Source organism: Brevundimonas sp. (genome assembly GCF_050729455.1).
Classification (GTDB): Bacteria; Pseudomonadota; Alphaproteobacteria; order Caulobacterales; family Caulobacteraceae; genus Brevundimonas.
In genome coordinates this window covers 1-26,839 of sequence record NZ_JBOHLI010000048.1, presented here as the reverse complement: position 1 = coordinate 26,839, position 26,839 = coordinate 1, and the positions used below count along the sequence as shown (strand labels likewise).

Annotated in this window: 19 protein-coding genes; 3 read left to right on the top strand and 16 right to left on the bottom strand. The window is 61.3% G+C overall.

Annotation, left to right across the window (positions count from 1 at the left end; translation table 11 throughout):
- Positions 1–4 precede the first annotated feature (4 nt).
- Positions 5–301 (bottom strand): DUF736 domain-containing protein, encoded by a 297-nt coding sequence (locus ACREEF_RS12245; RefSeq protein WP_313635071.1) that lies wholly within the window; start codon positions 299–301, stop codon positions 5–7.
- Between the two features lie 384 nt (positions 302–685).
- Here ACREEF_RS12245 and ACREEF_RS12240 point away from each other — a divergent pair, with 384 nt between their 5' ends.
- Positions 686–856, top strand: a complete 171-nt coding sequence (locus ACREEF_RS12240; RefSeq protein ID WP_313635073.1) for a hypothetical protein — start codon at positions 686–688, stop codon at positions 854–856.
- Positions 857–952: 96 nt separating this feature from the next.
- Here ACREEF_RS12240 and ACREEF_RS12235 read toward each other — a convergent pair whose 3' ends face one another.
- From ACREEF_RS12235 to ACREEF_RS12190, 10 genes are all read right to left on the bottom strand, one after another.
- Entirely contained in the window at positions 953–1,306 is a 354-nt protein-coding gene (locus ACREEF_RS12235) for a hypothetical protein (protein WP_431565851.1), read from the bottom strand.
- Positions 1,287–1,697: a hypothetical protein gene (locus tag ACREEF_RS12230; protein WP_431565850.1), complete on the bottom strand. Its 411-nt coding sequence runs from the start codon at positions 1,695–1,697 to the stop codon at positions 1,287–1,289. Before ACREEF_RS12230 ends, ACREEF_RS12235 begins: the two co-directional genes overlap by 20 nt.
- Positions 1,698–1,735: 38 nt before the next feature.
- Positions 1,736–2,008 (bottom strand): hypothetical protein, encoded by a 273-nt coding sequence (locus tag ACREEF_RS12225; RefSeq protein WP_431565849.1) that lies wholly within the window; start codon positions 2,006–2,008, stop codon positions 1,736–1,738.
- Between the two features lie 42 nt (positions 2,009–2,050).
- Positions 2,051–2,614 (bottom strand): SOS response-associated peptidase, encoded by a 564-nt coding sequence (locus tag ACREEF_RS12220; RefSeq protein WP_313635077.1) that lies wholly within the window; start codon positions 2,612–2,614, stop codon positions 2,051–2,053.
- A gap of 17 nt (positions 2,615–2,631) precedes the next feature.
- On the bottom strand, positions 2,632–2,886 hold the full coding sequence (locus ACREEF_RS12215) for a hypothetical protein (RefSeq protein ID WP_313635078.1): 255 nt from the start codon (positions 2,884–2,886) through the stop codon (positions 2,632–2,634).
- Between the two features lie 220 nt (positions 2,887–3,106).
- A complete protein-coding gene (locus ACREEF_RS12210; RefSeq protein ID WP_431565848.1) occupies positions 3,107–3,268 on the bottom strand; it encodes a hypothetical protein in 162 nt (53 codons plus the stop codon).
- Positions 3,269–3,435: 167 nt separating this feature from the next.
- Positions 3,436–3,816: a hypothetical protein gene (locus ACREEF_RS12205; protein WP_431565847.1), complete on the bottom strand. Its 381-nt coding sequence runs from the start codon at positions 3,814–3,816 to the stop codon at positions 3,436–3,438.
- A 248-nt stretch (positions 3,817–4,064) separates the two neighbouring features.
- On the bottom strand, positions 4,065–6,134 hold the full coding sequence (locus ACREEF_RS12200; protein WP_431565846.1) for a ParB/RepB/Spo0J family partition protein: 2,070 nt from the start codon (positions 6,132–6,134) through the stop codon (positions 4,065–4,067).
- A gap of 359 nt (positions 6,135–6,493) precedes the next feature.
- The gene (locus tag ACREEF_RS12195; protein ID WP_431565845.1) at positions 6,494–15,364 is read right to left on the bottom strand and encodes a calcium-binding protein; all 8,871 of its coding nucleotides are present in this window, start codon (positions 15,362–15,364) and stop codon (positions 6,494–6,496) included.
- Positions 15,364–15,783, bottom strand: a complete 420-nt coding sequence (locus ACREEF_RS12190) for a hypothetical protein (protein WP_431565844.1) — start codon at positions 15,781–15,783, stop codon at positions 15,364–15,366. Before ACREEF_RS12190 ends, ACREEF_RS12195 begins: the two co-directional genes overlap by 1 nt.
- A gap of 1,063 nt (positions 15,784–16,846) precedes the next feature.
- Between ACREEF_RS12190 and ACREEF_RS12185 the strand changes: the two genes are divergently transcribed.
- Together ACREEF_RS12185 and ACREEF_RS12180 are read left to right on the top strand one after the other, a co-directional pair.
- A complete protein-coding gene (locus ACREEF_RS12185) occupies positions 16,847–18,670 on the top strand; it encodes a type I secretion system permease/ATPase (RefSeq protein WP_431565843.1) in 1,824 nt (607 codons plus the stop codon).
- Positions 18,667–20,013, top strand: coding sequence for an HlyD family type I secretion periplasmic adaptor subunit (locus ACREEF_RS12180; RefSeq protein WP_431565842.1), 1,347 nt, complete (start codon positions 18,667–18,669; stop codon positions 20,011–20,013). The genes ACREEF_RS12185 and ACREEF_RS12180 overlap by 4 nt, the downstream gene beginning before the upstream one ends.
- A 373-nt stretch (positions 20,014–20,386) precedes the next feature.
- On the opposite strand, the gene ACREEF_RS12175 is transcribed toward ACREEF_RS12180, so the two are convergent.
- From ACREEF_RS12175 to ACREEF_RS12155, 5 genes are all read right to left on the bottom strand, one after another.
- Positions 20,387–20,605: a hypothetical protein gene (locus tag ACREEF_RS12175; RefSeq protein WP_431565841.1), complete on the bottom strand. Its 219-nt coding sequence runs from the start codon at positions 20,603–20,605 to the stop codon at positions 20,387–20,389.
- 46 nt (positions 20,606–20,651) lie between these two features.
- Entirely contained in the window at positions 20,652–21,203 is a 552-nt protein-coding gene (locus ACREEF_RS12170; protein ID WP_431565840.1) for a hypothetical protein, read from the bottom strand.
- Between the two features lies 1 nt (position 21,204).
- Positions 21,205–22,353, bottom strand: a complete 1,149-nt coding sequence (locus tag ACREEF_RS12165; RefSeq protein ID WP_431565839.1) for a hypothetical protein — start codon at positions 22,351–22,353, stop codon at positions 21,205–21,207.
- 402 nt (positions 22,354–22,755) lie between these two features.
- Positions 22,756–25,968, bottom strand: coding sequence for an efflux RND transporter permease subunit (locus ACREEF_RS12160; RefSeq protein WP_431565838.1), 3,213 nt, complete (start codon positions 25,966–25,968; stop codon positions 22,756–22,758).
- 11 nt (positions 25,969–25,979) lie between these two features.
- Positions 25,980–26,839, bottom strand: an 860-nt coding sequence (locus ACREEF_RS12155) for an efflux RND transporter periplasmic adaptor subunit (RefSeq protein WP_431565837.1), incomplete at its 5' end; no start/stop codon positions are given.

Below are 26,839 nucleotides of genomic sequence, written 5' to 3'. Positions count from 1 at the left end.
GTCCTCAGTTGCGCGACCAGATCAGGCTGTGACCGTCATCGCTCTCGACCAGAGAGGCGTAGATCGGAGCCGGGAAGCTCGGATCGTCGAGCTTGACCGAGAGGTATTCGCGGTTTTGCTGGCTGGTCTTTTTCCAGGCCGCGCCGAACTCCGTGGCCCCAGCGAAGATCCGGAAGTCAGGGGCCTTGTCGTCGCTCTTCTCGTTCGGGCGGAAGGTCGCCGTCTTGACGTTGAGGGTCAGGGTCTTGATCGAACCGGTGTAGCCGTCGCCTTGGGCGATGAAGGTTCCGATGGCGGCCATGTCAGTCTCTCCTTTGCTTCGGGCCACGCCTGTCGCGGCCTCGATGGCGATCGGGAGAGCGGGATTGGGAGGCGCGCAGGGCGAGCGCAGCCAGGCCCTGCAGTGCAGCGAAGGACCGGAGGGTCGAGTTTCTTGTTTCGCGAGGAAGGCCGCAGGCCGGGGAAGAAAGTCGCCCTGACGGTTGCGCCAGCCGACCAGTCCCGGTCAGATCCGCCTCATCGAGAGGCCGCGCCGGATGGCGCGACCAACGGAAGACCGGCTGTCATGGGAGCATGCATTTGCCCAGGCGCTACGGGATCGTTCATGCAGGCACGAGCCTGCTAAGAAAAGACGCTAACCAGACCACGATGGGTCAGCGCCCGCTCAAGACTCAAGATCGTACGGATGTGGGACGACGCTAAAGCCTGGCGCAATGCCGACCGAATAGACACCTGGCGAGCACGCACTTACTTCTTGCGAAGCGTGCTTCCCGAAGCGTCGACGGTCATCGACAACAACTCGCCGCTGGTCGAACTCAAGCGAAAGGGTGTTGGCTATCGCCAATTTGCGACCTGACGAACAAAATAGCCGAGAGCATTCTCACAGCGGCGTTCTTCATCCAAGATCTATACGCAATCTGAGCTCCACTTGACTGGGTTGCTTGTCCCTCGGTCATTTGAAACCAAGCTTCGCCAGCTGTTCGAGTTCAGCCTTACGCCGTCGCGTCTCTCGAATGAATGTGACCGGGTTCCAAATACGTCTCCAGGTCCTTTCAACGCCAAACCGCTCGACTCTGATGTCAGTGTAGCGCGGCATTTGTTCGCGGTCTTCATACGACCGATTCACTGTCGGCGCGGTGCGACTAGGCATGCCGGTAATAGTGTCAGTGAAGTGGAATCCATTCGTCATCCAGAAAGACGGAGGTATTTCGACAGGCTCTCCTGTTCCCTCTTTCAGGCCCCAGGCCTTGATTTTGGTGTTTGGGTCCTGAGCCTTTGACTGAAACTCATCGAACGCCTCGTCCATGGCGCTCTTTCGCGCCTCGATTCGCTGCCCCCCTGAACTCCGAGTAACCACGCCATGCGCGAACCTTTGCTCCCCAGGCCGTGCTGTTTGAGAGATGCATGATCACCTCGTAGGGCGTCATGTAACCAAGGAATTTTGACGTCGGCTTCTCAGGCCAAAAGAACCAGATCAACGAGACACCAACAAACAACGCAGCCACAACGAGGCCTGCTGTGTCCAGCGGCAGGCCAAGGACTGTAGACGGCACGTTCTCCACACCGGTCAACTTCAACCACGCCTTGAGATTGGCTTGCGTCTCGTCGGGCCCATTCTGAGTGGCGACCCCCAAGGAAAAGCCACTTATTCCGATGAGTCCGGAAACCAGAGTTGCAATCTTGGTGCGCTTCGACATGCGCTCTCAATTGGCGCGACTCCCGACTTGCGGCAAATTCACCCTCCGGCGGTCAACTCGCGATAGGGGGCGCCGCGATCACCGGCCTCGGCGCGGGTCAGGACCTTGGTCTCGAACAAGGAAGAGACCACGATCTTGATCCCCCTGTGCCTGATGCCCTCGTCCAGGGTCTTGGTAATGCGCTCGACCGCATAGAGGCTGTCGCACCATTCCGCGCTGTTCACGGCGATCAGTCCAGGCAGGAGCTGGGCCTCGTCCCCTGCGGCTTGCTGCATGGCGTCGAGGGCGGCGGTCAGTTGATCGGGGGTCATGAGCAGCGGTTAAGCCGAGTCGGTTCGTCCCGGTCATCCAGCCTATGGATAAGCTCGCTCGACCAGGAGCGAGCCCGAGGGGCTGGGCCTGAGGATCAGGTCCTCTGGGGCGGAGAAGTCGAGCCAATGCACGCCCGCCTGCGGCGGGAGGATGACGATCTGCCGGTCGTGATAACCGGCCACGTCCGGTCCGGGCTCGGTCGTCAGCATGGCGAAGGCGCCGTCCTTCACTAGGCCGGCGATCCAGAACCACGGCTGGTCGGCCAGGATGAAGAGCCACTTCGTCTTCTTCCCCGCCACCTTGGGCTCGGTGAACTCATAGAAGCCGTCGGCGGGGATCAGGCAGCGGGTCGAGCCCGCGAAGGATCGGCCCTCGGACCGGAAGTTGAAGACCGGTTTCCCGGTCGGCCCCTTCCAGGCCCATGGCGTCATCGCTAGCTGTGGTCCGCCCTCCCCGGCGATGACGATCGGGGCGCGGTCGCCGATCCGGTAATCGGTCTGCGCAAGGTTCGGCAGACCGCCAGGCAGGGCCAGCGTCCGGCCTATGTCAGCGAAGGGCGCGGCCAACTGGTTGGCCGGAACATGAAGGCGATAGTTGTTGCACATGGTCCCGCCCCAACGCCTCAGACGCCGGTCGGCTTCCTTTCCCCCGGCTTGGCGACATAGTTCGCCGGAAAGCTCCATCCCTGTTCCGCGCCGCTGACCTCGGCCCATGCCGCCTTCACCGTGGCGGCGGCGGCCATGATGGGGAAACGTTGCGTGGAGACGGGGTTGAGCCCAGCGTGCATGGCCTGAAGTCGACGATAGATGTCGACCAGTTCGACCAGGTCCTCCACGTTCAACACGCTCTTGGATGACACGCCCTTGTACCGGCTCATGCCCTGTCTCCTCGACCGAACAGGCCAGCGCCTCGAGCCTGCATGTCTTCCAGAGCGCCCAGAACCCTGGCCGCCACACCCGGAGCGGAACAGTTCAGCGCCGCTGTTAGCCGTGCGAACATGTTGGCCAGAACAGGATCGTGTCGGACAGCAGGCCCCTGACGCCACAGAGCGACCAGTTGGAGCACCTGAAGTTCTAGGGCGGTCGGCGTCGCGCCGCTCATCGGGGGCGCCCCACGAGCCGCAGGCCGGCGACGAGCCCGGCGATCAGATCGACCGTGGGCGCAGGAACGTCCGAGCGCTCACGCTGCTCAAGCTCGCGATCCAGCTGTTCCAGGTCGCGGGCGAACCCCTCATCGGGACCGAGGGTTTCAATGTCCATTTTCGTCTCCTCAAGCGCCGACCCGAGGGGATCTCTATCTGAGAACAAAAAGAGAACAAGCGTAGCATCGAAAATTGACCACAGGCGCCGAAGGCCTGTGGATATCCGCCCCCCCCTTGCGGCGCACGCCGAAGGGGGCGGTACGGGAGACTACAGGCCGTTGTCGCTCACGGCTCCAGTCGCGGATGACCCTTGAGCCCCGGCCCGGCATAGAAGGCGCTGGAGGTGGACAGGCGCAGCCGCTCGCGCAGAAGGGTGGACTTCAACAAGGCGCCGACGCCCAGACCGAGCAAGGTCGAACAGCCGAAAAAGACGAGGATGAAGACCGTCGCCGCCAGGGCCTGCGGGTTCATCCACCCGATGAGCGCGGTGGTGCGATAGGCGGCCAGAAGTTCGAGGACGGCGGTCTTGGCCGGAGGCGTCACCACAGCGCCCATCGCGATACCCGAAGCCCAGCCCAATAGTTCCGCCGCCGTGGCCCTGCGTGAACGCAGGCTGAGCGAGGCAGGCTTGTGACGCGAGCGCACGGGCTTGAGGTACTGGATCATCGGTCGATCTAAGGCCCGGACCATGCGGTTCACAACCCGCAGTTTTCCCCGTGAGACAACCGGTCCACCCCGTCCCCTACCCCGCTTCCCCGATGTCCGTTTCACTTTGCAGATGTGGATTCGGCCAGACGCGCGGTCCGGTATGAACCGCGCGGCCGCCCTCGCAGTCGCTTGGCCCGAGGCCCTTTGCAAAAGAAGAGACCGCGCGCCCCAAAGGGCGCGCGGTCCGTTCCGCCCTGATCGCAGACCTATGCGGTGGCCAGGTTGCAGGCCTCGTCCGCCGCCGGGGCGGGCGCCGCCGTCGCGACCGCCTCAGATGACGGTTCTTCCGGCGTGGCCTCAGAGGTTCGCAGGGCCGGAGGCAACCAGCCACGGCCTTCCAGCAGCCGCTCCGCCGCCTCGGCCATTTCGCCCTTCTTGAACCCGGCGATCCGACCGGCCTCCTCCGCCCCAGCCGCCTCGGTCACGGCCTCCAGCACCCGCGCCTTGGGGACGCGGGAGAAGTAGCTGACGGCGGTGGCGGACCACGTCCCGGTCATGTCCAGCCCGACCGCCGTCGCCAGCGTCTCGGCCTGCGCCCATGCGCCGGGTCGCCGGTCGTGCGGATCGCGCACCGCGTGGAGGCCGACCCCGGTGCAGCAGGCCATCAGGTCCAGAAGATCAGCCCGGCGCATCGACGCCAGCACCGCCCACAGGTCCCCCGCCTGCTCCGGCAGGCGCGCGCCCCAAGCCTCGCAGCGATCAGTCACCCGCCGCCCGGCGGGGCTATCTCCCACCCCCGACGCCAGACGTTCCAGCCCACCGACCGACAGGCGAAGTTGCAGCGGAGTAAAATCGCCATAGCCCGGATAGAAGACCTGCAAGGCCATGGCGTGAACCACCGTCGCCAAGGCGGCGGCGACATCGCCCTGCACGGCGTCCCGCAGCCCCATGGTCTTGTGGGCCGTCAGGTCAATGAGCAGCCGCTCCGACAGCGGAGCCGAACCTTCGTCAGGCTCCGGCGTCTCGCCGTCCGCGCAGGCGCCGTCCGTCGCTTCTGCCGGAGCGTCGCCGTCCGCTGTGTCGGCCTCGTTCTCATCCCCCTCCCAAGGCGGGGGTAGCGCGATGGCCGCGTCTTCGGCCCGGACCAGACCGCGCTCGAACCGGGCCAGACCGTCATGGCCGAGCATGACCATGACCCCGGCCCGCGCCTTGGCTTCCGGCCTGTAGTCATAGTCCAGACCATGGGCCTGCAAGGCCTTGTCGATGACCTCGAGCCGGGCGTCGACCTCGGGCGGCAGGACCTCCGCTGCATCCGTCTCGGAGAGGAGCCGGTCGTATTCTTCCGACAGGGCCGCGATCTCGGCGGCGTCAGCCTCGGAGCGTTCGATTGGGACCGGATAGACCCGCCCGAGTTCGGCGGCGGCGGACCAGTCGGCGCAGGCCTCAGCCCATTTCCAACCTTCCTTCCGGCCCGCCTCTTGCGCCACGCCCGCCAGTTTCTCCATCACCAGCCGATCCAGCAGGACAGGGTCTTCCAGCCAGCCGCCGCCGTCCTCGGTGAAAAGATCGCGCAGCACGGCCCCGCCCGCAGCCTCATAAGCCTCGAGCCCCACGAAAGCGACACGCCGGTCGTCGGCGCGGACCTTGGCCTCGGTCATGGCGCGACGAATGGCGAAGACGGAGGTGTAGGGGCCCATCTGTTCCAGCACCTGACGTTGCCGGTCCTGATCCTCGCTGACGCAAAAGGCCGTCAGGAGGTCGAGGTTGAGGGTCCCGTCGCGATAGGCCGCCATCAACTCCGCCGCCGCCGCGCCCAGCCGCAGGCGTTGCCGCACCACATGGGCCGACACTCCGAAACGCGCCCCGATCTCCTCGGGGCCGTAGCCCTTGTCCTCCGCAAGCTTGCGGAAGGCCTCGAACTGGTCGGCGGGATGCATGGCCTCGCGGGTGATGTTCTCGTCGAGGCTGATCTCATGAGCGTCGTTCAGGGTGTCCACCACCACCTTGACCGGATGGGTCCGCTTGATCGCCTTGCGCTTCACCAGCAGCCGCAGGGCCTGCCGCCGTCCCTCCCCGATGGTGACGAGGTAGTTCCCCGTCGCCGCGCCCTCACCGTCCCGCTCGATCTCCACCACGGGCGCCTGAAGCACCCCCTTGACCCTGATCGAGGCCGCGAGCGCCTCAATAGCCGCCGCCGAGTGCCTAACCTTCCGGGCGTTCCTCGGGGACGCCTTGAGCCGATTCAGCGGCACGATGATCTCGGCGCGATGCGCGGGTTCAGCCGCCGCTTCAATTTCGCGTTCGATCGCGAGGTTCCGAATGTCATGAGCAGTCATGTCTGCCTCCTCTGGGCAAGGGTTGCAGGCACGCGAAAGGCGCGCCTGAAACCCTGCCCGTCGGCGAGACCGGGGTAGCAAGGGCCAGGGCGGAGCGACCGGAGGGGGATCACCCGGCCTGCACAAGCCTGACGCCCATGCCCAAGATGCAGCAAATGACCGGCGCGGAAGGCCGGGGAGACCGGTCGATCCGGCGGCGAAGCCGCTTCACCCTGGCCCGCGCGAGGGCGGAGCCCTTAGGCGTCGAGCTCATAGATTAACCGTGCAGAATGAAAATCGACCTCGTACGAGTCCGCCCGCCAGACTCAGATCTGGCGGGCGGAAGCTTAATTCAAACGATCATTCTTACAGAATGCATCCTAGGCTAATAAATAATCGCTCCACGACGCTTCAGGACGATCGATTGAAATCGGCTCTTGGAAACCATTCATTATAGCTACCATCTCTGGATTCCCGAACATCATAGAGGAAACGCTACCGCTAGGATTTGAAAGCGCTAGCGCATCCTCAACCGTCATCCAGATTTCGTCTTCGACAAAATACAGAGCCTCCACACCGATCAGGGTATCTACCCCCTCGCCACCCGCCAAATCAGAAATCCGAATTGAACCATCTTCGTTCAGCGAGACACTGAAATTCGAGGACCGGCCATAATAGTTGGCTTGATCATAGCCCTCGCCGCCATAGAGGAAATCATCACCACCTCGGCCAATCAGCGTATCATCTCCCCCCAACCCGTAGAGATGGTCCGAGTTGGATGTCCCCCCGATCCACGCATCGGCCCCGCCGGTCCCGTAATCGCCCACCAGCGATGACAGAGTGCGCCATTGCTGGCTTCCCGAGAAGTACACGGCCTCCATGTCAACCAGCGTATCGGTTCCCTCAACACCGGCCGTATCTGTGACGATCACAGCCCCGTCTGAACGTCGAACGAAGGTAAAATCGCTGAGATTACCCTGATAGTTCGCCTGATCTGTACCCAGCCCGCCATCCAGAAGGTCATTGCCAGCGCTGCTCACCAAGGTGTCATTGCCCGCCAAGCCGAAGATCGAATCAGCCCCGGCAGTGCCTGTAAGCCAAGCGTCAGCCCCCTCGGTTCCATACGCAGCAACGAGGGAGGACATGTTACGCCACGCCTGGCGGCCCGAAAAATAGACAGCTTCAACGCTGAAGAGCGTATCGACACCTTCGGCGCCAGTACTGTCCGTCACGATCACCGCACCGTCTGACCGACGTGCGAACACAAAATTCTCGATGTTCCCGGCATAGTTCGCCTGATCAGATCCTGCCCCGCCATCAAGAACATCATTTCCAGCGCGGCCAACCATGACATCATCGCCCGCCAGGCCGTAAATTCGATCATTGCCGCCGCCCCCCACGAGGCTGGCGTCGTCGGCCTCTGTTCCAAATAGTCCAACAAGCTCAGAGAGACTGACGAGCCGCTGTTCGCCATTAAAGTAGAGCGCCTCTATATTGACCAGCGTGTCGACCCCTTCCGATCCGCTGACCGATGCAACGGTTACGGAGCCATCAGAATTACGAGTGGCGGTATATTCACCGGAACTTCCCGAGTAGACGGCGACATCTGCCCCCTCCCCTCCATCGATGAAGTCATCCCCAGCGCCCCCGCCAAGGCTGTCGTTGCCAGCAAGGCCGCAGAGGAAATCATTCCTGGCAGTGCCTTCCAACCAGGCGTCCGACAGGTTCGAGCCGTAGTCGGCAACGAGGTCGTGAAGATTGTAGACATCGCTGGCGCCCGAAAATTGAACCTTCTCAATATCAGACACGGTCATTGTGCCTGACGTGACAAGGTTCCGAATGACTACGCCGCCATCCGCCATACGACGAAACTCATAGTCCGCCGACGCGCCTGCGAGAATAATGAGATCCGAGCCAGCTCGACCATCCAGCCAGTCATGACCGCCGGATTCAACAAAGACTTGATCGCCTTCATCTCCCATGAGCCAGTCGTCAGCCTCTGAACCCGTCATAGGTTCGTCGGCAGCATCGCGCTCCGCCTCGTCCTCAAGGATCCTGTCTTCCATCTGTTCCCAGGTCCAGACGGTTCCGTCAGCGAAGCGAAGCTCCTCAATGCCTTCGCCAGCAAACTGCCGGCGAATGGTAAGGACAAGCCCGCCCTCCCCCTCCACCTGCACGATGATATCTTCTGGGTCGTCTGGACTTCTTTCTAAGATGACATTGTTCGGCAAAATCCGTGCACCGAACTCAACAACATCGAAGCCTCCGGCATCGGAAATGACGTCATTCCCATCACCAAGGTTGACACGATAGACATCATTGCCCGCCCCACCGGAAAGCAGGTCGTCTCCAGCTCCGCCCTCCAGGACGCCGCCGCCGTCATCAGTACCAACCTCATCATCACCGCTGGTGTCTCGGACAACATCGCTAAGGGCCTCCCTCAGCAGCACAGCCCCGTCGGCAAACACAAACCTGTCTACGCCATATAGCGGAGGCTCGCCGTCCTCGGTGAGCGATACGTAGAATCCACGAACAAGGACACTGCTGCCGTCGCTTGTTGTGACAAGCAGATCGTCCCCATGATTGACCCGCAGGAATGTGACGTCCGAACGGAGATGGTGCTCAAAGCGGACAGTATCCATTTCGAACTCAGGAGCGAGATCATCCCCCGCTCTGCCCCCCCGCTCGATGACCACATCGTTCCCGAAGTCGGCGCCGAAGACGTAATTATCCTCGCCAAACTCCCCAGCAAGCACATCGTTGCCGAGGCCGCCGACCAGGTTCTCACCGTCGTTCCCTGTACCGACAATGACATCGTTGCCGGGCGTACTCTCGAGAAAACGCTCAGAGAGCGACAATGCCGAGTAAATGACGCCACCGATATCAAACTTCAAATAGAAGGCCCCGCGATCATAGGAACCAAGATCAATATCGATCCTGTCCTGCGTCCCTTTGATCATTACCTGATAAATTACCTTATCCTCGCCCTCAACAAATTGCCGCCGGAACAGCAGATCATCAAGCTCCAGACCATCCTGAATGGAAACAACAAGCGACTGGATGCCGCTCCCCTCAACAAATTTATCTACTCCGTACCCTCGACCAAAGACGACCGTGTCACTCCCGCCTTGACCGTAAATAAGGTCATCACCCGCCCCGGGATCAAAGCTGTTGTCAAACGCATCGCCTCCCAGGAAGTCATTGCCGGACGTACCTCCAGATTCCATCGCTCGCGCGTTGAGATCATCCTTGCCCCACACAATGCCGTCAGCAAAAGTTACCCGTATCCTATCCGCCTCATAAGAATAACCCCAATCAGAACTATTACCCCAGTTCGCAAGTGTCAGAGATCCGGAATTACTAGAAATAATCAGACTTACGGTACCGTCGCTCGACAGCTCCTGACGTACCGCTACATGTGATGGATTAAGATCATCAAGATAAATATGATAATCACCTCCAGAAGAGGATATCATATCATCGCCAAATTCACCCTCAAAGCGCGCCACAACTAGGGAGCCGCCACGGAACTCATCGTTACCGGAACTAGAATTTACGACGACATCGACGTTAGGTAAATCAACGATATCGTCCCCTGACGTCAACTGAGACGCTAAAATCAGGCTCGCAATTTCGGACGATGAATACGAACGATCACCGAACACAAAGTTCTCGACTTGAGAAATATCCTCCACCTCAAGGACATCCTCGGAGCCATTCAGCGCGAACCGTACCTTTCGGGCCCAAACCAGTTCCATGCTGAAATCAGCAATACCGAGCCCCTCACCGAAGCGGATCGTATCCGCGTCTCTCGCCCAATCTTCTTCAACGACTACGACACCATCGCCGCGGCCAAACAAATAGGTGTCGCTACCATTCCCACCTGACAATACGTCGCGCCCACCACCACCAGACAGCGTGTCCGAGCCAGCGCCGCCAAAGACAACGTCGTCGCCCGAGGCGCCAGAAAGCACGTCGGCTCCCCCACCCCCAACAACGATTCCGCCAGTCTCAGGCGCTACGCGAAGTTTCTGGGAAATATAGTCCCAAGTCCACGTCCCGCCCTCTGCAAAACTGACACCTTCAAAGGATCTATAATACGGCCTTTGACCCCAAGAATTAGAAATCGATCCAAAGAAGTCTTCCAGGACTATACGATCAGCCCCATGAACAAAGACGATATCTCGACCTTCAACCATAACACTAGTCGCCGCAGCCATAATGCCTTGACCGAACTCAATGATCCGCCCATCGCCATAGAAATCGCGCACAGTGTCATGCCCATCTCCACTAGCGAACTGGACGGCCACCGACTCTCCTCGCGTGGCAACGAGGACGTCGTTACCTAGACCGCCGCGCAGATCATTATGTCCATAACCTATTGAAGAGATAAAATCCGCACCATCTGTTCCAGCGCGCTCGAGAACAGCAGAAACAACGAACCTGTCATCAACGGACGACCCATCGGCGAACTTCAGCACGAGGGGCGACGCGCCGGACCAGTGGTTGAAATACCCATCAAATGTTAGTGAATCTGACGTATTGGCTATAGAAATTACTAGATCAGATCCGTCACGGACGTAGGAAAGATCGGATTTGGAAATCGCCCCCTTGAACTGAACGGTCTCGGCTCCGACTAAGACGTCATTTCCTGATCCAACACCAAACCCATAGATGTTATCCCGCGCAGCGTAGAACTTGTCGTTACCGCTCCCAAGATCAAATTCCCGTCGGACAAACCCAACGCCATATCGAACATCATCGCCAGATGTGCCAACCAACAATGAATTGAGAATTTGATCCTGAGTTAATACCAATCCATCAGCAAATTTGTAGCTTTCCACACGACTTGAATATTGAAAATTGCGCTCAGCTGTAAACGCTTCGTAGATTTGCAGCTCATCTCCCGTCGCGCTCAACCTCACCCGCAGCGAGGGACTGCCGTCCGCTATCCACTCAACATCGGCAAGGGAAACCCCTGCGCCGAACTCAATCGTATCCTGGCCGCCCAGGTCGCTAACAATGTCCTTCCCTGAGCCTATACCGAAAACATAGACGTCGTCGCCAGCTCCGCCTTCAAGAACGTCCGCGCCGGCGCCCCCATCCAACCTGTCGTTTCCGTTCGTCCCGTACAGAATATCATCCCCGGGTGTTCCTCCAGCTGGAACAATTAGACCCTCGAACTGCAGCGCTCCGAGCTCCGTCCCGTCAGAGAATACGAATTTTTCGACGCGGGCATTAACGCTAGAGAAATGACCATGGACGGTCAGCGTATCTGTTGTGCCCTTGATTTGTATAATTAGGTCTTGCCCGCTCCAACCGCCGACACTCACATGAAGATCGTCAACGCTGACACCTGCCCCAAACCGAACAACGTCAACACCGGAACTCTCTACGACAACGTCTTTCCCGTACCCCCTGGCAAACACATAAGTATCGTCGCCCTCTTCGCCCATGAGGCGATCATTTCCGGCGCCGCCATCTAAAATATCGTCAAGCTCTGTTCCCGACAAAGCGTCATCGCCAGCCGATGCACGCCGCAACAGCGCGTCAATCCCGGCAGAATCCAAGACGACCCCATCGGCGAATTTGAACGTCTCAATACGTCCATCGTTGAAGAAATTTTTGATGCTGAGCTTGTCGCTTGTCCCCGTAAGGCGAACAATCAAATCTGCCCCTTCACGACTAAGCCGCAGGGCATCCGGTGTCACACCGGACTTGAATATGACGGTGTCCATACCGCCAGTATCCTGAATGCGATCCTGACCTGACCCGACGCCAAACTGATAGGCGTGGCCGGCGCCATCCCCCCAGATCTCATCGTTTCCGCCAAGACCATCGATGCCGGCGGGACTATCGTTAGCAATCAGGAAGTCACGACCTGTCGTCGGCGTGAGGCGTCCGATAATATCTTTGGCCGTCATCAATGACCCGTCAGAGAAACGAATTTCTGCAAGCCCAGACTGGGGATTGAGGAAATAGTTTCTCAAGATGATATTGCTACCCGAACCGTTCGGATCGATCACTCGGACGCGAAGATCGCTGCTTCCTACCTTTGAAAAAGCAAGATCCCCTGCCCTTACGTCATCGAGGAAGACAAATATGCTGGCCTCAGCGTTAGGTTGGACAAAATTGTTGTTAGTTTCGGTAGCACCGGACCCACGATCAACCACGACGTCCGAACCGCTAGAACGCGTAAACAAGTAGACATCTCGGCCCGCCTTGCCTTCCAGGAGATCGTTTCCTGCGCCACCAAAAAGAACATCAACGCCATTAGAGCTTGGGTTGGACTGGCGTCCCACCAGAGTATCGCTCCCCGCGCCTCCAATCAGAAGGAGTTCTCGAATTTCGGCCCCATCGTAGCTAAAGAGGGTCGAGTAGAGGACGCCAAGCTCTTGGCGCCCGAAGGCGCCGTCCAGCGCGACGGAAAGCGTCGCGGGATCGATTCCAAGCGCCGGTCTGAGATGGTCAAGAAACTGCGCAGCCGTTAGCCAGTAGGCGTATTTTTCACCTTCAGCCTGCGGCGCCTTCGCTTCGAGGGACGATATCCAGGAAGCCAGGTTAGACTCCGGGGATACTGACAGCGAGGTCCCCGCCAGCAAGAGTAGGTCCGGCAACAGGGCCTGCCCCGTCGACGTCTGGGCGAGGAGCTTCAGCCCCATTTCCCTCATCATGCCGGCCCATGCGTCGGCCAGCAGCCCCCCGGCCATAGGGGCAGGGCTAGTGCGATTGCCCCCCTGCAGGAAGTCTTGGCCATAATAGTTTTCTAGGGCCTTTAGGATGCGAGCGTCGACGTACTGCCCTCGACTGTCCACTTTCACGTCGGCGGCGCCGAGCCATTCAAATGCAATGGCCTGAACACGCGGCATCACCTCTCCCAAACGCTCAGGTGGCAGGGAGGCGAGTTCCGCCAGCAGAGCCGCCAGCTTTGGATTCAGTGCGGAAGACGAGTGCAGATCAAGTACCCGACCTGACCCAGACAGATTGGGCAAAATCTGAATATCTTCAGGCACCGCCACCTCTTCCAGTGGACGGGTCGCGGATGGATCATACCGGAACCAGACATCGGCTACGGCGCCGACTTCGCCGCTCGTCCAGGTAAATGTGCCTCGATCTGTAATACGGTTTCCAGCGAGGACCTCGTCTACCCCCTCTCCAGTGACCGAAATATTGGCTATTCCAATCTCAGCGAGCCCGAAAAGCTCGCCCTCGGAGCTTTGGCCGTCACCATTGAAATCACGCCAGACTCGAAGTTCAGAATATACAGCATCTGAAGCATCAATACGGCCGTCTCCATTGTCGTCATGAAGAGCGAGTTCGGCGAATCCGCTCTGCCCCTCAATACTCTCTAGCCCTTCGGCCGGGACAGTATGGTTATAGCCAAACAACTCGTTGGCTCCATCAACGCGCCCATTGCCATTGCGATCGAGAGCAAGAATGCCGTCATCACTCGAGACCCAAGCCGTCCACTCGGCCATGCCCGCGCGGTCAACGTCGAAATAGGCCCCCGAGTTCTCCAACGAGATGAGTTCTATGCCGTCCCCATCAAGATCGAGCACAAGAGGGTCCCCATAGCGGCCAGCCTCATCAAGAGGAGATCCGCCACCTGGACCGGTCGGCGGCGGGCCCACAGGCTTTTTGCGCTCGCTCAACATGATCCCGAGGTCGCCATCCTCGAAGTTCTGCACCGTGAACTTCTGGCCGCCTGACGTAATGATCAGGGTGTCGCCCTGCAATTCGAAGGTCCTTCCGCCAGCCCCCTCATAGGGTCCGTCACTCCCTTCTTCCCGCGTAGCCTTGCCTGAAATATAACTGCCTTTAGATGTGGCTATTCTGTCGGTCTTGGTGGCGTCAGTAACAATATCTCCGTTTCCGACGAAGAATACGTCCGCACCCTCGCCTCCGGTCATGGTATCGGCGAAGTCATCATCGTTTCCGTATAGCTTGTCGTCTCCATCGCCGCCAATCAGCGTGTCAGAGCCGCCACCGCCGTGAATTTCTATGGGATCCGAGCCTCCAACGAATTCATCGTTGAATGCGGACCCATAGATTACCTCAATATCGGCCAAGGTGATCTTCGAGATTGCCTCCTCAGCTAGAGAGAAGTCGGCGGTATCTTTCCCCGAACCTGCGTCAATGTACTTCTCTTTTCCTGTAAGATAGAAGTAATCATCGGCCGATCCACCGATATACCTCTCAAAGCCTTTGAACTTTAGGTCCAGTGATGGCCCCGAAACATCACCCTCGATGGCGTTAATCGTCAGGTCGCCCTGGCTGTTCGATAACGCAGAAATGTCGAGAGTGTCGTCTCCTTCTCCGCCCCTCAGATCAAAGCGCCCCCCGGAGGTGAAGTAGTCCACAGCAACCGTGTCGTTGCCCGCCCCGGCGACGATGCTGACGCCCTGGTCCTTGAGGCCCTCAAGGATCGTGGGCCATGCGAGTCGACCAAAGTCGATGTCGCTAGTCGAAATATTGTCGCCGCTATTCGTACCATAGATGACCGGCTCTCCCCCGGCTCCTAGCGTTGCTGACACCCCAGCATTGAACAACTCATTCGGGATCGGTCCCAGGGCGGCGAGCGCGTCGGCAAGCGTTTTTTTGACGAAAGTCTGCTCGAAGGCTTGGTCTGCAGCATAGTCTGAAATGGTGTAGGTCGACTTCACCACGCTTCCTGTAAAGTTGAAGTCCACGCGGCGCCCGATACCAGAAGGGTCGATCGTAGGTTCGAGGTATAATGAGTTACCCCATTGTGCGAGCCCTCCGGTGGAAAAGTCAAAGTTATCCGGAGGCGTGGTAGGGCGTGGAACGATAGCGAAATTTTCAATGTATTTCGTACCGTCGGGCTCAATAACGAACCGCGTATCAGGGTGGATCATGAAACTGGATGAGTTCCAGATAAAGGATCGCTCTGCGTAGTCGTCTAGGCCGTCGGCTATTTCGTATTGTTTGATCGTGAGACCGTAAGAATCCATATTGAAGAAGGCTGCTAGATCCTCCTTCGTCATCCGGATCGTCTCGGGTCCCGACGAAGGACCCATTAGACCGTCGAAGAACTTTTCAATCAGCGCGAACTTCGATCCGACGGCAAATCGCCCGACTACGGACATGTAGTCCTGAACATCGACATCGACGGTCGTCACAACTCCCGCATCACGGATCAAATCGTCGGAAAGAAAATTGGTCGGAGTTTCCTTCTCCCCGTAGAGATAAAGATTCGTGATCGTTTTAATGTCGATTCCGCTAACAGCCATCACTTCATCCTCTCGTAAATGTCGCCACAGTTATTCATAAAGACGTATGTGTATCCCGTCTGGCGCGAGCCAGAAATTGTACCCGTGCTGAGAGACACGATCTTGCTAGCCTGCCCGGTCAGCTTTGCTTCGAGAGGCGGCGGCTCGTATTCTGAGAAGCCTACCTTGCCGAAGACGCAGCAGTCTGGATTGGCATTGATATGGGCTTCGAGTGCCGCTTCCGTCACGCTAGGCGGTACCTCAGGAGCGAGCGTCATCTTGTAGGCGGTCGCATAGCGTAAGGCCGCAACCTGGTACTCTCGGACGACGACGTTACGCCCCTCACTCAAGCACAGATTCGTCTGGTTGAGCGCGACGCGCCCTCCCGCAAGAAGGACGCAGGCGACGCCTATCAAACCAACGGTTCGAGCGAATTTCATCGCGCATCTCGGAATTCTTTGATGTCACACCGGTTTGCAATGTGGGTACGCTGCCCTTCGGTGAAAGCTATCATTCCGACGATCCTGAAGCTTGATGACTAAATGAAGAAACGATCCGACTTGCGGCGTCGAGTGAAGGCGAAATCCGTTCAAGTGGAACCTCACGGCCAGACACCAATAATGTGAGATAGTCGCCCGTGGGTACTTCTATCATAGCCGTGCATACGGTATCAGCATCGTAACCGTTTGACGCATCGCCGCTGCAGTGAAGTAGAGCTTCGCCATGCACGTCGCCCGAGCGCGGTCGCCTAATACAGATCGTACCTGAAGAACTACGACCCATCTCTAAGGTTTTGGAAATGGAAACCATCGGCGGCAAAGTGAATGACGGCGCCGGCCCCGCTTCAATCGTGATCATCGGAAAGACGGCTGCGTCCGTTTCCCCCGACTGCGCGATCATGACATCAAGACCAGCGCCCCGTATTCCGACCCGATGATACCCTGAAGATAACCCGCCGCTTGCCTTAGAGGCGCAGCCTCTGAGGCCAGCCTTCGACGCTGGCAAAGCCTTCGACCCGAAGATCGGGTCTGCCTCTTTCGGAATACGATAAACCGTCTCGCCGATCCTGATCCGGACGTCAGGACCGTCTAAACAAGCAGCCTGGGGCGTTGGCGCGCTATGACAACTCAGGAGCGGCGCGACAGCCAGGCCCAACAGCAGCGCGCGGTGAGGACGTGAAACAACGTGGTGGCGCAAGCGTCCAAGCCAAAAAATGGAAAAGCTAGGACACCGACAGAAACCGGCACCATCCATATCCCCCCGCCCGACACAGAATGCGCCTCGCAGACGATGACGAGCACGCAGGTTGATAAAACGCCGATTTTTCTCCCTCATCGACACCCTCGACGCAAGTGACAATTTTTCGCACCTACGCCTCGCCGCATGACCTGCAAATTTCCCTGCCCTCCGGCCTGCCAGACCGAAGATACCGTTAAGATTTTATGCCGGACACCCGAGACATAACGCATTACAAATATTACCCCCCGGGTTGTGACTGCAGCATTGCCGATCTATCGTCACGATAATCGCCGTTTTTTATTCGGCGCGCAACCTCAAGATGCGAGCTCGACCTTTTTGCTCAACCGTCTGCTTACAGATCAACCCGGCACTAAACCCCTCGATGAAGCCTTGCGCGCCTGCCGCACCCATTTCCTGTGGGCTGCAGGTTTCAGCGCCGCCGTCAACATCCTCTACCTGACGCCTACGATCTACATGATGCAGGTCTACGATCGGGTTGTTCCGACCGGCGGGCTGATGACCCTCACGCTTGTCAGCGCCGCAGCGGTACTAGCGCTCGGAACCCTGGCCCTGCTTGATTGGTTGCGAGGCCGCATGCTCATACGAGCCGGCCTGCGTCTCGATCGACTGTTGTCCGGACCGATACTGTCGAGGGTGATCGACATCCAATCGCGCGGGCCGAACACCCAGGCGATGCGCGAGTTCGACAATGTCCGCGTCGCCGTAGCTGGACAGGGAGCGCTCGCTCTATTCGACGCTCCCTGGACCCCGCTCTATCTTGCCTGCTGCTTCCTTCTGCACCCTGCGCTCGGCGTCCTGACCCTGATCGGCGGCGTCTTGCTGATTGTTCTGGCCTGGCTCAACGAACGTGACAGCCGGCCGCGGCTCGCCAAGTCCATGCAATCCAACAATGCCGCCTATGCGGCCCAGGCCGCCGTAGCGGAGCAGGCCGAGGTCGTGCGCGCGCTCGGCATGCGCGACGCAAGCGTCGCCCGGCAATTGCAGCAGCGCCAATCCGCAACCTGCCAGCAGGCTGACGCCCAGCTAACCGGCGGAAAATACTCCGGCGGCATCAAGTTCGTCCGCTTGCTGCTTCAATCGGCCGCCCTTGGCACAGCGGCCTTCCTGGTCGTCCGTGGTCAGATATCCCCCGGCTCAATCATCGCTTCTTCGGTTCTCCTGAGTCGGGCCGTGGCGCCGGTCGAACTTCTCGTTGGAGTCTGGCCCAGCCTTGTCCAGGCGCGCACCAGTTGGAAGGCCTTGACGGAGCTTTTCGTCCAGTCTGCAGATCACGACAGGGTCCGAACCACGCTTCCGGATCCGTCAGGGAAGGTGCGTCTTGAGGGCGTCTCTGTCCGGCTAGCGGGTAGCGAAGGCGCCCAGCTCAAGAGCGTGAACCTGACTATCGAGCCAGGTCAGACGCTCGGCGTGATCGGTGCGAGCGGATCAGGCAAGACGACCCTGGCGCGCGTCATCGCGGGAGCGCTGACACCGACACTCGGCGTGATCCGTCTCGACGGGGCCGAATACAACGCCCGAGATGATGACGAGCGAGCACGACACATTGGCTATCTGCCTCAGGCGCCGAGTCTCTTCGCGGGTTCGATCAAGGACAATATCTCCCGGTTCTCAAGGGAGGCCGGCACCCCCTCATCGGAAGTGGACCGTGCCGCCGTAGCCGCCGCCAAAGCTGCCGGCGCTCACGACCTGATCCAGAGTTTGCCCCAAGGGTACGACACTATCCTTGGGCCTTATGGGTCGGGCGTTTCAGCCGGACAAGCTCAGCGTATAGCTTTGGCGCGCGCGCTCTATGGCTCGCCGGCTCTCCTCATTCTGGATGAGCCTAATTCCAACCTCGACCAGGATGGAGAAGCGGCCTTGATGGTTGCCGTGACCGAGGCGTGCCGACGCGGCGCCGCGGTCGTGATCGTGGCGCATCGCGCTGGCGTCCTGGCACGGGTCGACCGGCTCGTGGTGATGCGTGACGGAGTCATCCAGATGGAGGGTCCCCGAGAGGACATCCTTGGGCGCATGCGCGGCGCCCCCGCGGGACGTCCGCTTGTCGCGGCGGGAGGGCTGACGCAATGATCAATATTCAAGCTCCCGACCTCCTGGATGGAAATTCAGAGGCGGAAACGGATTCGCCACGCCGCGATGCAGTCATCGGCGCCGTCGCCTTGTTCATATTTTTCGTTCTCTTTCTCGGATGGGCGGCTTTTGCACCGCTCGACGCCGGCGCCTTTGCCACAGGACAGGTGGCGGTGACCGGCAATCGGCAAGCGGTGCAACATAAGGAAGGTGGTGTCGTCAGCGCGCTCGGCGTGGCGGAAGGCGACCGGGTGCAGGCCGGCCAAGTTCTTCTTTCCCTGAGCGCTGGCGAACTACGAGCCGGCGAGAGAGGCGCCGCAGGTCAGGTCTTCGCCCTGTTGGCCATACGCTCCCGTCTCATCGCCGAAAGAGATCGTCTTTCCGACCTGCCCATCCCGCCGGAATTCCTTCACATGTCCGCCGAAGATCGTCGGATCGCGGACGAGGCCATGAGGTTGCAGCGCCTTCAGTTCGCCGCTCGCGGCGCTGGGCGGAGCACCGAAGTCGGCGTCCTCACCCAACGCATCAGCCAACTCGAGGACCAGAAGGAAGGTTACGAACGCCAGATCGAGGCCAATGTCGAAGAACAGGCTTTGATTATGGAGGAGTTGGAAGGTATCCGCTCGCTCGCGGCCCAGGGCTACGCTCCTCAAACCCGGGTGCGGGCGTTGGAGCGCACCGCCGCAAACCTGCGAGGCTCTCTAGGAGCGATGCGGGCCCAGGTCGCTGGTACTGAGGAGCAGATCGGCCAGACCAGGCTGCAGATGCTGGGCGTTTCCACTACGCTCAACGAGGATGTCGCCGAACAACTGCGACAAACCGAAATCCAGCTCAACGAGTTGCAGCCGCGGCTGCATGAACTGCAAGCTCAGATTGGTCGGACCGAGGTGCGAAGCCCCGTCGCCGGTCAAGTGGTCGGCCTGACGGTCTTTACTAAAGGCGGTGTGATCCAACCTGGTCAGACGATAATGGAAATCGTTCCGGACCAGGCGTCCCAGGTGATCGTCGCCGAGGTCGATCCAGCGGACATCGACAACCTTCTTGTCGGGCTGAAGACCGAAGTGAAGTTTCCCGGTCTGCGAGAGCGCAACCCACCGATCGTGCGTGGCCGCGTATCCCGGCTTTCGGCCGACAGCTTCACAGAGGAAGCAACAGGGCGACGTTACTATCGAACCGAGGTGGTCGTGCCGGCCGGAGAATTACGCCGACTTGGCGATGCCGCTGAAAGCATCCGCTCGGGAATGCCGGTCGAAGTCGTGATCCTCACGCGCAAACGGACTGCTCTCGCCTACCTGTTTGAGCCCCTGCTTGCTGCACTCTGGAAATCCGGCAAAGAGCAGTAGGGATGCCGAGCGACCTTGAAAACAGCAGCCGAGAGAATGTTCGACGGGGATCGGCTGAACCTTAGTTTAAACGTCTCTCATCCCGAAACGGGCGGAAATTCGACGTTTGCATACTGCACGGATCTGCGCTCGGCGTGGTGCCTGACCTAGGCTTGGAAGGGCTTTCGCCGGGAAGCCTTGAAGCTTCCAGTGGCGGAGCCCGTGACCGCTGAGGCGCGAATGGCACTTACCCATATCCGCGCGACCCAACCTGCCGAGGTTGCTGGACCTGTTGGATAGTCGCCGGACCAGGTGTCGAGCGCCTGCTCCGGCTCCCATACCGCCACGAGCACGGCGAACCCTGGCCCTGACAGCGGCCGCCGGCGTTGCGACCTCAAAGAACCTGCACGCCTCTGAGAAGCACCCGCTCGAAGGAAATGGCCCGCTTGATGTCGCCCATCGTATTCGGGTCGAGGAACACAGCATCGATCTCCTGACGACGCTCCAACAAGCGTTCGGCCGCTGGACCGGACGCTGTTTCCGCCAGCCGTTCCACCACACGTTCCAGTGCTGAGATGCGCATCGAAAGATCAGCGAGTTCGCCGGGTGTCATGAAGAACCTTCAGAATTGGAGATGGGAGGGATCGACCTGATCGGACTCAGGTCCGGAAAAGCAGGTCCCCGAGAAGTCTGGCATTGATGCTGTTCTGAGCGGGAGATGCACTGGGATGCAGCGCGGCGCTGTCGATACCCAGGGCGCTGGCGGAACGATTCGCAGAGAGGAAACTGGCCAGCGACGGACTGATGGCGAAGGGGTTGTTCCCGGCGACATTGGGATGAAGCCATACGGCGTAGCTGCGCCGGATGTTGAAATCCGCATGCAGCCGAATGAACAGATCCTCCCCAGCCATCAGCTTCGGGGTCGCAGTCACCTGTGCGGGCGCGATGACCTTGTAGCGTCGCACAGGGTCCACATGCCCGGCCTTCAGATCGGCTTTCACCTGCGCGTAGCTCTCGCCGCGCTCGTGCCAGGACGATAGTCTCACCAGCAGATCGACATCAGGATGAACGGCGTAGTTGCGGCGGATATTGGCGCTTGTCGGATAGCCTCCGTAAGCGCCGTGCAGTTCGGCCTCTTCGAAAACACTCCGGATCTGATTGCTCTTTCCCGCCCCTTGATCAGCGATCACGAGCACAAGCGTATCGATCATTTCATTCGCTCTCCCCAGCTTCCGCGGTAACGAGTGAGCCATTCATTAGGGGGTCGATGCAATCGGCTTCTCTTAAAGCCCAAGTCCTCCAGGGTTCGAGGCTGTTGGCCGAGGCTTCGGGCGCGTTCGTCACGGCCCTCACAAAGGCCCTGATATCATCTGCCTGGCGCCAGGCCTGTGCCTGTGACAGCAGTAGGGCGCGACGTTGATGGGCTTCCAACGCCAGCCGTTCTCGTTCGCGACGTTCGGCTTCTTCCCGTGCCGCGACCTGCTCAGCGGCATAGGCCTCACGGCGATCGAGTTCCCACTGATGCATCGACATGCATCCGTTTCGATACCCCGCCTCGGCGGTTAGCAGGGCGCCGATGATGATCGACGAAAGCTGACCCTCCAGTTTGCCGTCGCTGGCATCTTCCCAGACGGCTGGCGGCATCTCGCCGATCCAATGGGACTTGAACTCCAGGCAGAGGGGGCCAACCGGCCCGGACCGGACGGCGTGTTGACCCCATGTCCCCGGCTTCGCCTTGGGATGATCGCAAAGCCCGTCAAACGACTGATCACCGACATTGAATCGGAGATGCCTGCCTTCTGCACCGCTGATTTCCAACTTGCCGCCATGTCGCGCCAAGCTGTGACCAATGCTGTTCAGTAGTTGAAGCCGCCGCTGCTCGAACGGGGAGTCGAAAAGCGGCGCGTCCCAGGTGTACCCGGCCTCCAGGAACTTCTTTCGACGCTTCTCGTCGGCTTCGAGAAGCCTGCGAACTGGTAGGCATGCCGCAATCAGGTCGCGAACAGGTTTCAGGACGCCCACCTGCTTGACCAAGCGGTCGCGCAAATCATCAAGCGTCTCTGGAAAAGTTGGAGCAGTTGGCGGCGGCGTGGAGAGATCGACTGGCCGTCCGCAATTCGATCGTAATGTTCCGAATGACAGGAACTTCGCCTTGCCTGGCGCTCGCAAGGACAAGCGGGCCCTGACAACAGGCTTTCCCGCCTTCAGCTTGATCCAGTAGCCTCGTTCCGGAACCGGTATGCCTGATGAAGAGCATTGCTTCTTTAAAGCAGTATCTGAAACGCCAAATCTCGCGGCGACTTCGCGAACCGGCTCGTTCCAAACCAGATCGTAGAGGGCGCCTCGGTCAATCGTCGTCATGGCCAACTCCGGAGATCAGCGATGCAGGCGAAACACCCTAAGGGGTCCCCCCCAGCTTGGCCAGATCGCCAATCGCCGTAGATGGCGCTTACAGTCCACCTTCCAGGACAGCGGATCCGCGTGTCGTTCTGAAATGAAAATGGCATCCGCTCATCGAAGGAAATCGTGTGATTTCGGAAGAACGAAAAGGAAAGAAAAGCAGAACTGCGTGTGCAAATTTTACACACGCGCAATCATAAGTCACTGATTATAGAACTAAATCCGCACCATCCATCATCGGAGCGACGGACAGTCTGTGCGGCGGGTGTGGCGTCATCACTCAGGAAGTCAGGCGTCGGGAAGGATTGGCGACGGGAAGGCCGGCTATATAGGCCAAACCTTCCCCCAGCGCGAATGAGGCGGTTAGACCGCCCTCTCCCGCCGCTTCACCGTCCGCGCCGCGAAGGTCGGCAGGACCAGCAGGGTCAGGGCCGTGGCGGTCAGCAGGCCGCCGATCACCACCGTCGCCAGCGGCTTCTGCACCTCCGCCCCCGCCCCGTACGCCAGGGCCATGGGCAGGAAGCCGACGATGGCCACGGTCGCCGTGGTCAGCACCGCCCGCAACCGGCTGAAGGCCCCCTGAACCGCGGCCTCGAGCGGGGCCAGCCCCGCCTCCAGCCGCTCGCGGATCGCCTGCATCAGCACCAGGCCGTTCAGCGTCGCCACCCCCGAGACAGCGATGAAGCCGACCGCCGCCGAGACCGAGAAGGGCATCCCTCGCAACAGCAGGGCCAACGCCCCGCCGACCAGGGCCAGAGGCACGCAGGCGAAGACCAGCCCCGCCTCCGTGAACGACCCCAGGGCCAGGAACAGCAGCACCCCGATCAGGACGAAGACCACCGGCAGGACCAGCGACAGCCGCCGCTCGGCCCGTTTCAGGTTCTCGAACTGACCGCCCCATTCCAGCCGATAGCCGGGCGGCAGAGGGATGTCCGCCGTCGCGGCCTGGGCCTCGGCGACGAAACCGCCCAGATCACGACCACGCACATTGGCCTGGACCACCATGCGGCGGCTGCCGTCGTGGCGGCTGATCTGGTTCGGCCCCTCGCCGACCTGCACCCGAGCCACCGAGGACAGGGGCGCGATCACCCCGTTGGCGGCGACGACGGGCAGGGCCTCCAGCGCGGCGGGATCATTGCGGGCCTCGTCCGCCAGGCGCACCACCACGTCAAAGCGTCGGTCGCCCTCGAAGACCTGCCCCGCCTCGGCCCCGCCCACTGCGGTGGACACCGTCTCGCTGACGTCCGCCGCCGACAGGCCATAGGCGGCGGCGTTGAAGCGATCGACATTAACCGTCAGGGTCGGCAGGCCCGACACCTGCTCCACCTTGACGTCGGCGGCGCCCGGCGTCTGGCGCAGGCGGGCCGCGACCTGATCGGCGACCGATTTCATCACCTCGAAATCATCGCCATAGACCATGACCGCCAGATCGCTGCGCACGCCCGAGATCAGCTCGTTGAAGCGCAGCTCGATCGGCTGGCTGAACTCGAAGCTGTTGCCGATCTGCGTGCCGGCCGCCTTTTCGATCCGCTCGATCAGGTCTTCCTTCGACAGCTTCGGATCCGGCCATTCCTTGCGGTCCTTCAGGATGATGACGCTGTCCGAGATATTGACCGGCATGGGGTCGACCGCCGCCTCGGCCGTGCCCGTGCGCGAGAAGACGGTCTCGACTTCCGGCAGCGCCTTAATGACGCGCTCCAGTCCCATCTGCATCTGAAGCGACTGCTCCAGCGAGACCGAGGGCACGCGCGACGCCTGCATGGCGATGTCGCCCTCGTCCAGCGTCGGGATGAACTCCCGGCCCAGGGTCGCGAAGGACACGGCCCCGATCGCCAGCGCGGCCAGAGCCGCCGCCAGCACCATCCTGGGCCGCGCCACCGCCGCCCGGATCGCCGGCTCTATGCCGCGACGGGCGAAGCGCAGGACACGGGTCTCGTGCTCCTCGGCCTGCCCCTTGGCGTCGAGGCGGACGTCCCTGGGCTCGCGCACCAGCAGGGCCGTCATCGCCGGCACGAAGGTGAACGAGAAGATGAAGGCGCCGATCAGGGCCAGCACGACGGTCGCGCCCATGGGCACGAAGGTCTTGCCCTCCACCCCCTCCAGCAACAGCAGGGGGGTGAAGACCAGGAGGATGATCAGCTGGCCGAAGGCCGCCGGCTTGACCATGCGGCGCGCCGCCTGGACGGCGATGTCCAGACGTTCGCGCGCGACCAGCGGCCGTCCCAGCTCGCCCCGTCGCTGGCTGAGCATCAACAGGGTGTTCTCGATCACCACCACCGCGCCGTCGACCATCAGGCCGAAGTCGAGCGCGCCCAGGCTCATCAGGTTTCCGCTGATGCCGAACCGGTTCATGCCGATGACGGCGAACAGGAAGCTGAGCGGGATCATCAGGGCCGTGATCGCCGCCGCCCGGAAATTGCCCAGCAGCAGGAACAGGACGACGATGACCAGCAAGGCGCCCTCGGCCAGGTTGCGGGCCACGGTGGCGATGGTGGAGTTCACCAGGGCGCTGCGGTTCAGCACCGGCTCGGCCTTGATGTCCGGCGGCAGGCTGTCGCCGACCAGCGCCAGCTGCCTGGCCGCCGCCTGGGCGGTCGTGCGGCTGTTCTCTCCGGCCAGCATCAGGGCCGTGCCCAGCACCGCCTCGTGCCCGTCGCGACTGGCCCCGCCCAGACGCGGCGCCTGGCCGATCTCGACCACGGCCACGTCGGCGACCCTCACCGTCAGTCCATTCCGATTGACCACCGGCGCCTGGGCCAGATCCTCGACCGTGCCGGCTCGCGCATCCACCCGCACCACCAGGGCCTCGCCCGCGCGCTGCACATTGCCGGCGCCGGCCTGGACATTGGCCCGCTCCAGCGCCGTCGCCAGATCGGTGACGGACAGGCCGTAACGGGTCAGGGCGGCCAGGTCGGGCCGCACCGCATACTCCTTCACGAAGCCGCCGTTGACATCGACCCCCGCCAGCCCCGGCGTCTTGCGCATCTGCGGCGCGATGATCCAGTCCTGCACCGTCCGCAGATAGGCGGCGCGCTGGACGGCCGTGGTCAACCGCTCGCCCTCCGGCGTCAGATAGGCGCCGTCGGCCTGCCAGCCGGGCTTGCCTGCCTTGGCGACCTTGCGGGCGTCGAACGGCGCATAGTCCACCGTCCACAGCAGGACTTCGCCGAGGCCCGTCGTGATCGGCGCCAGGGCGGGCTCCGCGCCTTCAGGCAGGGCGGCCTCGACCGTCCGCATCCGCTCGGCCACCTGCTGGCGGGCGAAATAGATGTCGGTCCGGTCGGAGAAGACGACGGTGATCTGGCTGAAGCCGTTGCGCGACAGGGAGCGGGTGCTCTCCAGCCCCGGCAGACCCGCCATGGCGGTCTCGAGCGGATAGGTGACCTGCCGCTCCACCTGATCCGGCGACAGGGCGGGCGCGAGGGTGGTGATCTGCACCTGACGATTGGTGATGTCGGGCACGGCGTCGATGGGCAGTCGGGTCAGGTTATAGAGGCCGAGCGCGGCGACCAGGGCCGCCGCCAGCACCACGAACCAGCGAAAGCGGACGGAGGCCGCGATGATGAGTTTGAACATCGGACCTCCCCCTAGTGGCCGTGGTCGGCGTCGCCGAGACCCAGCTGGGCCTTCAGCAGGAAGGCGCCGGCGGCGGCGATCCGCTCGTCACCGTCCAGACCGCGCAGGATTTCGGTCCGCCCCCCGGCCTGACGCCCGGTCAGCACCGGCGCGGCGCGGAAGCCCCCCTCGACCTGAACGAAGACCACCGAGGCCCCCTCCACCGTCTGCACCGCCTCGGTCGGCACGGTCAGGGCGCCCGAAACCGCCTCGGTCGTCAGAACCCCGGCGACGGAGGCGCCCGCCGGCGGCGGCCGGCCCTCGGTCGGACGCGCGCGAATGACCGTGGCGCCGCTTTCGCCGCCCGCGCCCGCCGCCACGCCGATCACCACGGCGTCGAACTCTCCGCCCGGTCCTTGCGCACGCAAGGTCTGTCCGACCCGCACCTGGGCCGCGGCCAAGGGCGGGGCGTGGAAGACCAGCTCGACCCTGGTCGGATCGGCCACCTCGGCCACCACGTCGCCCTGGGCCGCAAAGCCGCCGGGACCGACCGGAACCGAAGTCACCACGCCGGAGATCGGCGTCGTCACGCTCAGCCGACCAGACGCGTTCGGCGCCCCGCTGGCGGCGACCCGCGCCCGTGCGGCGCGCACGGCGGCCTCGGCGCCGAGATAGCGGGCGTGGGCCGTTTCGACGTCCTGACGCGCCACCACGCCCTGCTCGGCCAGTCGGCTGTCGCGCTGATAGGCGTTGCGGGCGGCGTCGGCCGAGGCCGAGGCGGCGTCGGCGTCGGCGCGGATGACCGCCGCGTCGCCGCTGACCACGACGGCCAGGACCTGACCGGCGCGCACCGCCTGCCCCGGCGAGACCAAGTCTCTTATACACATCACCG

What these genes read in the sequence shown, in the direction of transcription:
- ACREEF_RS12245 (WP_313635071.1), bottom strand. Translation starts at nt 301, where the DNA reads ATGGCCGCCATCGGAACCTTCATCGCCCAAGGCGACGGCTACACCGGT.
- ACREEF_RS12240 (WP_313635073.1), top strand. Translation starts at nt 686, where the DNA reads ATGTGGGACGACGCTAAAGCCTGGCGCAATGCCGACCGAATAGACACC.
- ACREEF_RS12235 (WP_431565851.1), bottom strand. Translation starts at nt 1,306, where the DNA reads ATGGACGAGGCGTTCGATGAGTTTCAGTCAAAGGCTCAGGACCCAAAC.
- ACREEF_RS12230 (WP_431565850.1), bottom strand. Translation starts at nt 1,697, where the DNA reads ATGTCGAAGCGCACCAAGATTGCAACTCTGGTTTCCGGACTCATCGGA.
- ACREEF_RS12225 (WP_431565849.1), bottom strand. Translation starts at nt 2,008, where the DNA reads ATGACCCCCGATCAACTGACCGCCGCCCTCGACGCCATGCAGCAAGCC.
- ACREEF_RS12220 (WP_313635077.1), bottom strand. Translation starts at nt 2,614, where the DNA reads ATGTGCAACAACTATCGCCTTCATGTTCCGGCCAACCAGTTGGCCGCG.
- ACREEF_RS12215 (WP_313635078.1), bottom strand. Translation starts at nt 2,886, where the DNA reads ATGAGCCGGTACAAGGGCGTGTCATCCAAGAGCGTGTTGAACGTGGAG.
- ACREEF_RS12210 (WP_431565848.1), bottom strand. Translation starts at nt 3,268, where the DNA reads ATGGACATTGAAACCCTCGGTCCCGATGAGGGGTTCGCCCGCGACCTG.
- ACREEF_RS12205 (WP_431565847.1), bottom strand. Translation starts at nt 3,816, where the DNA reads ATGATCCAGTACCTCAAGCCCGTGCGCTCGCGTCACAAGCCTGCCTCG.
- ACREEF_RS12200 (WP_431565846.1), bottom strand. Translation starts at nt 6,134, where the DNA reads ATGACTGCTCATGACATTCGGAACCTCGCGATCGAACGCGAAATTGAA.
- ACREEF_RS12195 (WP_431565845.1), bottom strand. Translation starts at nt 15,364, where the DNA reads ATGGCTGTTAGCGGAATCGACATTAAAACGATCACGAATCTTTATCTC.
- ACREEF_RS12190 (WP_431565844.1), bottom strand. Translation starts at nt 15,783, where the DNA reads ATGAAATTCGCTCGAACCGTTGGTTTGATAGGCGTCGCCTGCGTCCTT.
- ACREEF_RS12180 (WP_431565842.1), top strand. Translation starts at nt 18,667, where the DNA reads ATGATCAATATTCAAGCTCCCGACCTCCTGGATGGAAATTCAGAGGCG.
- ACREEF_RS12175 (WP_431565841.1), bottom strand. Translation starts at nt 20,605, where the DNA reads ATGACACCCGGCGAACTCGCTGATCTTTCGATGCGCATCTCAGCACTG.
- ACREEF_RS12170 (WP_431565840.1), bottom strand. Translation starts at nt 21,203, where the DNA reads ATGATCGATACGCTTGTGCTCGTGATCGCTGATCAAGGGGCGGGAAAG.
- ACREEF_RS12165 (WP_431565839.1), bottom strand. Translation starts at nt 22,353, where the DNA reads ATGACGACGATTGACCGAGGCGCCCTCTACGATCTGGTTTGGAACGAG.
- ACREEF_RS12160 (WP_431565838.1), bottom strand. Translation starts at nt 25,968, where the DNA reads ATGTTCAAACTCATCATCGCGGCCTCCGTCCGCTTTCGCTGGTTCGTG.